General features: G+C 53.9%; 11 protein-coding genes and 1 tRNA gene. All 12 read left to right on the plus strand.

Annotated features, from left to right (window positions below; all coding sequences use genetic code 11):
• Window positions 1-39: 39 nt before the first annotated feature.
• Window positions 40-1500, plus strand: a complete 1461-nt coding sequence (locus IPI29_02430) for a carboxypeptidase M32 (protein MBK7411392.1) — start codon at window positions 40-42, stop codon at window positions 1498-1500.
• The gene (locus IPI29_02435; GenBank protein ID MBK7411393.1) at window positions 1490-2182 is read left to right on the plus strand and encodes a DUF4918 family protein; all 693 of its coding nucleotides are present in this window, start codon (window positions 1490-1492) and stop codon (window positions 2180-2182) included. The genes IPI29_02430 and IPI29_02435 overlap by 11 nt, the downstream gene beginning before the upstream one ends.
• A gap of 68 nt (window positions 2183-2250) precedes the next feature.
• On the plus strand, window positions 2251-2958 hold the full coding sequence (locus IPI29_02440) for a DUF1573 domain-containing protein (protein ID MBK7411394.1): 708 nt from the start codon (window positions 2251-2253) through the stop codon (window positions 2956-2958).
• Between the two features lies 1 nt (window position 2959).
• Window positions 2960-3469 carry an RNA polymerase sigma factor gene (locus IPI29_02445; protein ID MBK7411395.1) on the plus strand — a complete coding sequence of 170 codons (510 nt, stop codon included), beginning with the start codon at window positions 2960-2962 and terminating at the stop codon, window positions 3467-3469.
• The gene (locus tag IPI29_02450) at window positions 3459-4448 is read left to right on the plus strand and encodes a hypothetical protein (GenBank protein ID MBK7411396.1); all 990 of its coding nucleotides are present in this window, start codon (window positions 3459-3461) and stop codon (window positions 4446-4448) included. The genes IPI29_02445 and IPI29_02450 overlap by 11 nt, the downstream gene beginning before the upstream one ends.
• A gap of 78 nt (window positions 4449-4526) precedes the next feature.
• A tRNA-Thr gene (locus IPI29_02455) sits at window positions 4527-4599 on the plus strand.
• 62 nt (window positions 4600-4661) lie between these two features.
• Window positions 4662-5060, plus strand: coding sequence for a DUF4920 domain-containing protein (locus IPI29_02460; protein MBK7411397.1), 399 nt, complete (start codon window positions 4662-4664; stop codon window positions 5058-5060).
• Between the two features lie 55 nt (window positions 5061-5115).
• A complete protein-coding gene (locus IPI29_02465; GenBank protein ID MBK7411398.1) occupies window positions 5116-7254 on the plus strand; it encodes a SpoIIE family protein phosphatase in 2139 nt (712 codons plus the stop codon).
• Entirely contained in the window at window positions 7251-7604 is a 354-nt protein-coding gene (locus IPI29_02470) for an STAS domain-containing protein (protein MBK7411399.1), read from the plus strand. The genes IPI29_02465 and IPI29_02470 overlap by 4 nt, the downstream gene beginning before the upstream one ends.
• Window positions 7604-8044, plus strand: coding sequence for an ATP-binding protein (locus tag IPI29_02475; protein MBK7411400.1), 441 nt, complete (start codon window positions 7604-7606; stop codon window positions 8042-8044). The genes IPI29_02470 and IPI29_02475 overlap by 1 nt, the downstream gene beginning before the upstream one ends.
• A gap of 18 nt (window positions 8045-8062) precedes the next feature.
• The gene (gene ccsA, locus IPI29_02480; GenBank protein ID MBK7411401.1) at window positions 8063-9130 is read left to right on the plus strand and encodes a cytochrome c biogenesis protein CcsA; all 1068 of its coding nucleotides are present in this window, start codon (window positions 8063-8065) and stop codon (window positions 9128-9130) included.
• Between the two features lie 138 nt (window positions 9131-9268).
• The gene (locus IPI29_02485) at window positions 9269-9679 is read left to right on the plus strand and encodes a cytochrome c maturation protein CcmE (protein ID MBK7411402.1); all 411 of its coding nucleotides are present in this window, start codon (window positions 9269-9271) and stop codon (window positions 9677-9679) included.
• Window position 9680 lies beyond the last annotated feature (1 nt).

The following is a 9680-nucleotide window of genomic DNA, read 5'->3' on the forward strand; positions in this document are numbered from 1 at the left end:
ACTATGCAAGCCTTTCAGCGCCTGACGGAGAAAATGCATTTGATCACAGATCTTGGAGCCGCAGCTGCGGTTCTTGGATGGGATCAAGAAACGTATATGCCCGACGGCGCTGTGGCCGGACGTGCCGAACAGTTGGCCACACTGTCATCCTTCATCCATCAACACACAACGAATGCCGACACCGTTGCGATCGTTGAAGATGTGAAGAACGAATTGCCGTCGCTCACGCCCCGGCAGCTGTTGGTTGCAAAGACATTCATCCGCGATCATGACCGTTCGCTCAAGCTTCCATCGGATCTCGTGGAAGAACAAGCGCGTACAGCATCGATGGCGCAGGATGCGTGGAAGCGCGCTCGTCAAGCATCGGACTTCAGCATCTTTGAGCCCCTTCTCGCAAAGACAGTTGACCTCAAGCGTCGTGAGGCAGAGATCGTTGGACCGGCGGCACATCTCTATGATAATCTGCTCGACTCCTTCGAGCCGGGACTAACTGTAGACGTGCTCACGCCGATCTTCGATCGACTCCGTACCGGCACGGTTGCACTGCTTGCGGAGATCACGCCAAAGCAAGACACAGTAAGCGATGACGTGTTGTATCGCTCGTACAATAGTGACGCTCAACTCGCATCGGCCACAAAGATCATTACGACGCTCGGGTTCGACATGAACACCGGCCGGGTGGATCTCTCGGCACATCCGTTCTGCACATCGTTCGGAAGCACAGACGTTCGTCTTACCACGCGGATCCGTGAGAACGATCTCCGGTCGTGCCTCTTTGGTTTGATCCACGAGGCCGGACATGGCATGTATGAACAAGGTGTTGGTACAGATCTCGCACGTACATTCTCCGGTCAAGGGGCGAGCATGGGTATCCATGAATCGCAGTCCTTGTTCTGGGAGAACGTGATCGCTCGCAGTGAAGAGTTCTGGAGTTGGGCCTTCCCGCAACTGCGTGATGCCTTCCCTGATCAACTCAAGGATCAGGACGTACGCAGCTTCTATCGTGCGATCAACAAGATGCGCCCGTCGCTCAATCGCGTTGAAAGCGATGAACTCACCTATAACCTGCACATCATCCTTCGATTCGAGATCGAACGCGATCTCATCGCCGGAACGCTTGAGGTGAAGGACATTCCGAAGCGTTGGAACGAGAAGATGGAAGCGGCACTTGGTGTGGTACCCGCAAATGATGCAGAAGGCTGTCTCCAGGACGTGCATTGGTCATTCGGTGGCATCGGGTACTTCCCGTCGTACACTCTCGGCAAGCTCTACGCAGCAATGGAATGGAATGCGATGCAGGTTGCCATGCCGGATGTGCGGGATCGTGTTGCCAATGGCGACTTCGCGCCGATCCTTGGGTGGTTGCGAGAGCATGTCCATAGCTATGGACGAACCGAGACTCCGCAGGAAATGATCCAGCGCATCTCCGGACGCCCCCTCACTGAAGTGGACTTCCTTACCTACGTTGGTGCCAAGGCACGCAACGTCTATGGTATCTGAGTCTTTCGGCAGAGGCATTGAACGGTTCCTCATGTCGATGAGGTATGATGGAATGCTGCCGAATGGGATCGAGATCCTCGATCCCTACAAGGATCCTGAGGTCAAACGTATCATTCACGAGATGGTATCGCGGTATTATACCGGAAGTCGTCCGCGCGTCGGTGTGTGGGGTATTAACCCGGGCAGATTCGGTGCCGGCATTACTGGATTGTCCTTCACGGACCCATGGGCTGTGACGAACCTCTTGGGGATTGAAACAACCTTAGCCGGACGTCGTGAGCTTTCAGCCGAGTTCATCAGTATGGTCATCGATGCATACGGCGGGCCGGTAGCATTCTACCGTGATCTGTACATGTGTGCACTGAGCCCCCTTGGATTCATCAAGAACGGCATCAACATCAATTTCTACGATGACCCCGTGCTTATGCGCGAGATCGTTCCGTTCGTGATCAACTCACTTAAGGAGCAGCACGCAGCAGGACTTGTCTCGGATCGCTGCATCGTCCTTGGAACAGGGAAGTTGAAGACCTTCTCGGAGCGTGAAGTGAGGAACATCATGGGGTACAGCACCATTGAATATCTCGAACATCCGCGGTTTATCATGCAGTACCGTCGATCCCAGGTTCCGATGTATGTTGAAAAATATGTTGACGTTCTTCGTCGGACCGTGAATCCTTTTTGATCGTTACGTCTCTCTTCCTTCTGTGCGCCGATGGACGGCGTTACGCCCACCATTTGCCGGAGACATCCATGTTCCGTACTGCTCTTGTTATTCTCGCCTTCGTTGTAGGCGTACTCGCTGCTACTGCCCAGTCTGCAATGAAGGTTCCCGATGCTCAGGATTGGGGAACGATGCGCCTTCCTAAGCAACAATTCGTTGAAGCCGAGCTTCCTATCGAAAACGTAGCAAAGAGCGGCATCCTGAAGATCCTTGAAGTCAAGCCGGGATGTGGTTGTACAAAGACAGATCCTGACAAGTGGGAACTCAAGCCGGGCGAGGTAGCAAAGGTCAAGATCAAGCTCAATCTTACGCCGTCTCAGTCCGGACCGATCGTGAAGACCGTCACGATCAAGGGGCTTCTTGGTTCAGATACGATTGTGAAGGTCGTGATGCTCAAGGTCAACCTCGAACGTGTTCTGCTCATTGGACCTTCCACGTTTGTCTCCTTCAATGATGCGGCCGTAGGTGCCGAGTCTACCGTACCGATGACGATGGAGAATCCATCGAATACCTCCATCAAGATCTCCAAGGTCATCATTGACGGTATGATCAAGGCAGACCTTCCCGATGGCACGGTCCTTGGACCGCGTGAGAAGCGTGAGCTGATCGTTCGTTGCACTCCTGATAAGCCAGGCCAGATCTCTGGCTCTATTCGTTTCACGGTAAGTGGCAATGGTGACGATGACGAGTTCATTGTGCAGGCATATGGCAACGTCTTGAAGGTTGCCGGAAAGTGAAATGAGCAATGGACTCCGCGATGACACTGCCTTCCTTGCCGTTCTTCAGGAACATCACGATGACCTGGCTCGGTTTGCGCGGTCGTTGACGAGATCTGCAGAGGACGCAAAGGATATTGTGGCGGATACGATACTCAAGGCGTATGAGTCGTGGTCCTCGGTTCGTGAACCTGGTGCGGCACGCACCTATCTCTTCCGCATCGCTCATCGCACGTACATCCGTCAAAACATGAAGCGAAAGCTCTTTGGTCCGTGGAAGCCTGATCTCGATCAGGCTTCTTCTGATCCGCTACCGGACCGACTTACGGATGCACGATTGGTGCGAGATGAGCTTCAGAAACTCCCGGTAGCACAACGAGAATGCCTTGTGCTCGTGGATGTGCTCGGATGGAGTCTCGAAGATGTGATAGCCGTACATGGAGGAACAGTAGGCGGACTCAAGGCCAAACTCTTCCGCGCACGGCAGGAATTACGACGTCGACTTTCAGAAGGTGACGATCATGGCACATGACCCGAACATCGATCCACTCGCATCCTTGCGCGGAGGATCAAGTCCGTTCACGCTCGGTTCATCTCTTGAGCGTGCAGCCATTCGTCATCAGCGCTCGCGGGTGGTTCGACGCACATTGTTCGTAGGCTTCATCCTGATCACCGTAACTGCCGTATGCCTGTGGTTCGCCCTCGGCATTCCGTCAACACCGGTCGCCACAGCAGTTAACCTTGCTGCTCCGCCACCGCCGGCGACGCCCGTTCCAAGCCCGACCATTTCGTCGGTTCCTGCTGTGCGGTTGGATCGCCCCCTTCCATCTCGTACTCGGTCGGTGTTTGTGCCGCAACCATTGCTTATAAATGCTGCCCTTGCAACACCGGAGATCCTTCGTTCGCTCGATGTGGATCTTGCGGCGTACAAGGACATTCGTTCCATGTTGGGTTCGTCGGATAGAGTGGTGATGGTGGATAATACCGCCAATCGAGAGACATGTATCCAGATCACATGTGAAGGGGGCGATGCACGTAGCATCGTCTGTTCTGCCCCTGCACCGTCACCATTCCGCGTTACGAATCTCGATGGGGGACTCATCTTTGATATCGAGCGATCAAATGGGAGCCTAGCATCCGGACCGTACCTACCAATGCGGACAAGGATCGGAGACGAAGAGGTACTCCTTTGGTATGAGAACATACCCGACGTGATGGCCAAACTTGGGAGAACACAGATACAGCCACTCGTGGTTGAAGCACATCGTACTGTACTGAGAAGACCAGACAAATCCGTGGTATTCACCCGTCCTGGGCGTGCAGCATCGTGGAGTTCTGTTGCTGTCTATACCATCAGTGGTACCGAGATCGGGAATGTTCGGATCGTATGGCATTCAACCGAAGCGAACGAACTCGAAGTGTCCATCTCGGATATCCCGCTTGGAGTGTATGAGTTGCGCACTACAACGCCCGACAATGAAGTTGAACGAATGCTGATCGTTGTTCGATAGGCCCCTTTGTGGAAAATGCAGGGCTTCAATAGTTGGTCATGTGGCGTAGCATCCCTAATATTGTGGTTCTGATAGCCTGCCAATGTAGCTCAGCTGGTAGAGCAGCTCATTCGTAATGAGCAGGTCACCGGTTCAAGTCCGGTCATTGGCTCTCATGACAACGCCTCTTGTGCAAGCGCATAAGGGGCGTTTCCGTTTCCCGTGTTTTTCTCAATGACAACCTCACCTCGTCATATCGCAACAACTCTCATTGCGGCAGTGCTGCTGAGTGGTCTTGTTCCTGGGTGCTCTAAACCGGATCATATCGGTATAAGGCCCGATGCAGCCCGAATGGTGATTTCGGTCTCGGATGCGACCAAGCCAGAGAATCTCGGCCGCGTTATCACGATCCGAGGCATCGTTGGGTCTGTGTGCCAAGATGAAGGTTGCTGGGTAACGATCACGGATGGTTCCGCCGAGATCAAGATGCGATTTACGGATGGCTCGCTAGGGGTTCCCATGGACCTGCGCGGCGAGGTGTTGGCTGAAGGAGTAGTTCGCGAGAACATTGTTGGTTCTGCTCGTGTGCCGGAAATGTCGGCCACCGGTGTACTCTTCCTAGACAGACAATGAGCGGGTATGCAACCTCAACGGCATATGGTCGTAGGTTGCACTCTGTGGAGGGACAATGATCCGGATTCCGGAAGATCAAACTGTACGCCGATCGATCACAACGATGCTTGTGGTGATCGGTGTTGCCAGCACTATCATGAGAATGGTGGCCGTAGCGCTGTGGAGTGTTCAGCAGGGGAGATCGATCGACGAGGTCTTTCTTGTTGAAGTAGCACTCACGGTTCTCAGTGATATTGCCATTGTCTGTATGATCGGAGTGGTTGTCCTGCGCATCGGACGCCCTCGCGAAACACTCACGTATGAGCCTGTTGCCTCGGCGCTCACCACATATTCGGTCTCCGCATTGGCCTTGTTGGTCTTCGCTGCTATCGTACCGGACGACTTTGAGAACGGTAGGATGACGAGTCTGCTCGGTGTGCTCACGTCGCACCTCGTGGCCATCGGCACCTTTGCCATTTCCATAGGTCTCGCCGGATTCCTTGCTACTCTTTTGTTGATGCGCCGCCACGAACGCACGCGAATCTACCTCATCGTACAGGCCGTCATTATCCTCAGCATATGGTTGTGCTCAACGTTGGGATCCGTCAGCTCTGTCTTTACTATCCTTAGCGTGGTACTTGCCGTTTTTGGTGGCATCCTCATGCTCATCAATACGCAACGCTTGAATTGGCTTGCCACGATCACGATGGAGAAGAAGATCCGTCTGTTATGGCTCACGGTCTGTGCACTCTTTGCCTCGATCGTTCTGTCCGTGATGCATCTATCGAGCATCGATGCCTACGTTACGGAGTCGGCAGCCGCATTCGTGCGAAGCGGTGCAGTTCTACCAAGTGCCATCAACTTCTTTGGATTCGTCTTCTTCCTTCGATTCCTTTTTGCCGTGATCGCAGCGTTGCCGAACAGCGCGATCGTAGACCGACGGTCGAGCGAAGTAGAATCGCTTGCGCATATCACGCGGCTTATGACAGCCGCCGTCAGTGTTGACCATTTATTGAACAGCACAACGGATCTCGCCCTTAGGATCTGTAGGGCACATGGCGCATGGATGGAGGTTGATGAGGGTGAGGGTATGCGCGTAGCAGCGGCACAGCTCGTTCATCCTGAATACGTCCGAGCCCTCCACGCAAACCCAACGATCCATGCTCTCATCACGGGCGGCAAAGGGCCGGTCCATGTTCAAGCACTCAGTGATATGACGAAGGACGCCGGTGATGTGGCTGTTCGTTCGATGATCATCGTCCCCATCTTCAGTGACCATCGTCGTATGGGCACGCTTGTGGTATTCAGCACCGTGGACTACGGATTTGAGCCAGACGATGTGCGGCTGCTCACAGCCTTCGGAGACATGGTTAGCGTTGCCTTGGATCAAGCTCGACTCATGGAAGCTGCACTCAACAGAGAGCGACTCCAAAAAGAGGCAGACGTGGCGCGAGATATTCAGTCGTCATTGCTTCCGCGCACCAGTCCTGATGTCCGCCCATTCAACGTCCATGCCGTGATGATCCCTGCCACCGAAGTAGGGGGCGATTACTTCGACTACATTCGATTTGCCGATGGAACCCAGGGTGTGATCATCGCTGACGTGGCTGGGAAGGGGATTCCCGCAGCTCTCTACATGGCAACGTTGAAAGGTGTTGTTCTAGCGGAGATGCGGATATCGTCCGGCCCCGCAGACCTTCTGCGCCGGGTGAATGAAACGCTGCTTGGTTCCATGGATCGACATTCCTACATCTCCCTTACCTGTGTTCAGTTCTCCATTGCAACGTGTTCCCTTCGTATTGCACGTGCAGGACACACACCGGCCGTGTTTCGTGTAGGGGGCGAGATCAAGATCCTTCAGCCGCGAGGAGTTGCCATTGGGATCGTCCCGCCGCAGACCTTTAACGATGCTATTGAGGAGGTTGAGATCGCTGTTCAAGAGGGTGACATGTGTCTGCTGACCACGGATGGCGTTACGGAACGTCGCGATCCCAATTTGGAAGAGATCGGGATGGACGTGATCTCCGACATGGTGCGTGGGTCTTCCGCGCAACAGGCAGCAGCCCTCGTGAAGGAGACATTCGACGCCGTGGAACGGCATGCACGGGGAGCTGATCCGCATGACGATATTACCATCGTCGGGATCGTTGTTTCGGACGCATGTGCAACCGATACCGTATCCTACCGTATGGAACACCAAGGAACACCAGTATGAATCCCTTCTCCGCATTGGTCCGTCAAGGACCGAACAGCGTTTGCATCATCGATCTTTCTGGATACCTTGATGCGCATACCGCCTCAGATCTTGAGAAGATCTTTCTTACTGCCTATGATGGCGGGTGCCGTCGATTTGTGGTGAATTTCACCGATCTCGACTACATCTCCAGTGCCGGACTTGGCGTATTTATGGTCTTCATCGAAGCCGTGAAACGCGAGAATGGGGATATCAAGATGGCCGCTATGAAGCCCAAGGTCTTTACGGTCTTCGACCTGTTAGGGTTCCCTGTTCTCTTCAACATCCATTCCAGCGTTGACGAAGCCGTGAACGCCTATCCTGTCTCGTGATGATCGCCTTCAGCAACCATACAGAACACCTCAAGATCTCTGCATCCACGGATAGTCTGCGAACCATTCGAGAGTTCATCTCCTCACAGATCGAAGACTGCGGATTCACAGAGTTCGAAGAGAATGGGATCGTTCTCGCCGTGGACGAAGCCTGCGCGAATCTCATCGCCCACGCATTTGCCCACGATGCCTCCCAGTCGATCGAGATCCTCGTTGCTGTGGACGACCGCGACGTCCGAATCGAGATCAGCGACACGGCTCGCCCCTTTGACCCAGCCAGCATCGAACACCCCAACATGGAAGACTATTTCCGTGAGCGAAGGGTAGGGGGCTTGGGTATCTCGCTCATGCGGAGGGTGATGGACGATGTGCAGTATATGCCTGCCACAAAGGGTCATCCTCGGAACACCCTCGTTCTCACCAAAAGGCTTGCAGGGTAATTCGTAACTTCGCTACCTATGAAGTTTGCCCTTATGCTCGGCGGAACACTCCTTGGAGTGTTCTTGGGATTTTTTCCCGGACCTTTCGGTAGACCAAAACCCCAGTGGTGGCGAATGCTTGCCATCCTCTGTGTTGCAGCTACAACCATCCTTGGTATTCTGCCGCCCATCGGCGGGAGCATGACGGATGCTGTTATCCAAGGCAGAGCCGACAGTACAAAGGCAGTCCCGGTCTATGTGCGCACGGAACCATCAAAGGCCGTGGCCGATGAACACGGCACAGTATTGATCCCGGCCACGGATGCCCGAGCATCACAGGTACAGGTGATGATCCGTGCTTGGGCACCGGTCGCTGACGAGCTTCGCAGCGCAGGTGATGGAACCGCCGTGATCATTTCAGTGCGCCGAGCAGGTTCAGATCTCGTCTTCCAAGCTGATGATGTAGTGGCCGTTGATCCGATCATTACGCTTCCGTATATCATGGGTCTCGAAGAGCGTGCCCGTATCATCTTCTTCCATGTGCCGATGTCGTGGGTGGCTGTGATCGCCTACCTCATCGCCATGATCTTTGCGGTGCGATTCCTGCGTTCACGAGACCTGAACCATGATGACATGTCGATGGCCGCTGCCAGCGTTGGTACCCTCTATGCCATCCTTGCCACCGTCACCGGTGCTGTTTGGGCTAAATTCAATTGGGGCTCGTTCTGGAATTGGGATCCGCGTGAAACATCGATCTTCATCTTGTTGCTTGTTTATGCTGCATATTTCTTGCTACGCAGTTCCATTGATGATCCTGACAGACGCGCCAGACTCAGTGCGGCGTATTCCATCGTTGCCTTCGTAACAGTTCCGTTCTTGATCTTCATCCTTCCCCGATTGCTCCCCGGACTCCATCCGGGCAGTTCCGACGATACGAACATGGGCCCACTCCTGAGTCCGCGTTCTGATGCGATCAACCCAACCAAGCAACTCCTCTTCGGCCTCTCGCTGTTCACCTTCACCCTTGTCTACTTCTGGCTCATGAACCTGCGCGTTCGTGCTGCACGGGTTCAACGGGGCGTGAATGCACTTTCGGAGAATCTATGATCGACTTTCTGACGCAGAATGCCACGTATGTGGTGTTAGCAACGGCTCTCATCCTTTGGGCCGGCATCGCCGTGTATTTGCAGCGTGTGGATGCACGTCTGCGCGAACTCGAACGACGCATTACGCGTTGAGGCAACCATGGATCAATCACCACGTCGATTCCCGATCAAGTACATCATTGCAGGTGTAGTCATCGCTGCACTCGCCTACGTTGGATATACAGCACTCGACAACAGTTCTGTAGAATACACGAACGTTGAGCGTGCAGAACAGCTCGGTAAAACAGTCCAGATCGTTGGAACATGGGTCAAGGAACAAGGGTCAAGCTATGACGCCCCCTCCAATACCTTTCGCTTCACGATGAAGGATGACAAAGGAAAGGTCATCCCAGTTGAACTCATCGGTGCCAAACCAAACAACTTTGAGATCGCGATCAGTGTTGTTGCGAAAGGTCGTGTTGAGAACGGTGTTTTTAAGGCCTCAAGTGTTCTAACGAAATGTCCTTCGAAGTACGAAGGACAACCAGCTGAAGCTATGCCGAAGTCCTGAC

This window comes from Ignavibacteria bacterium, assembly GCA_016707005.1.
In the GTDB taxonomy this organism is placed as follows: domain Bacteria; phylum Bacteroidota; class Ignavibacteria; order Kapaibacteriales; family Kapaibacteriaceae; genus UBA10438.

Bases quoted from the DNA above. Each gene is read 5' to 3' on its own strand.
- IPI29_02435 (MBK7411393.1), top strand. From the start codon at position 1,490: ATGGTATCTGAGTCTTTCGGCAGAGGCATTGAACGGTTCCTCATGTCG.
- IPI29_02440 (MBK7411394.1), top strand. From the start codon at position 2,251: ATGTTCCGTACTGCTCTTGTTATTCTCGCCTTCGTTGTAGGCGTACTC.
- IPI29_02445 (MBK7411395.1), top strand. From the start codon at position 2,960: ATGAGCAATGGACTCCGCGATGACACTGCCTTCCTTGCCGTTCTTCAG.
- IPI29_02450 (MBK7411396.1), top strand. From the start codon at position 3,459: ATGGCACATGACCCGAACATCGATCCACTCGCATCCTTGCGCGGAGGA.
- IPI29_02460 (MBK7411397.1), top strand. From the start codon at position 4,662: ATGACAACCTCACCTCGTCATATCGCAACAACTCTCATTGCGGCAGTG.
- IPI29_02465 (MBK7411398.1), top strand. From the start codon at position 5,116: ATGATCCGGATTCCGGAAGATCAAACTGTACGCCGATCGATCACAACG.
- IPI29_02470 (MBK7411399.1), top strand. From the start codon at position 7,251: ATGAATCCCTTCTCCGCATTGGTCCGTCAAGGACCGAACAGCGTTTGC.
- IPI29_02475 (MBK7411400.1), top strand. From the start codon at position 7,604: ATGATCGCCTTCAGCAACCATACAGAACACCTCAAGATCTCTGCATCC.
- ccsA (MBK7411401.1), top strand. From the start codon at position 8,063: ATGAAGTTTGCCCTTATGCTCGGCGGAACACTCCTTGGAGTGTTCTTG.
- IPI29_02485 (MBK7411402.1), top strand. From the start codon at position 9,269: ATGGATCAATCACCACGTCGATTCCCGATCAAGTACATCATTGCAGGT.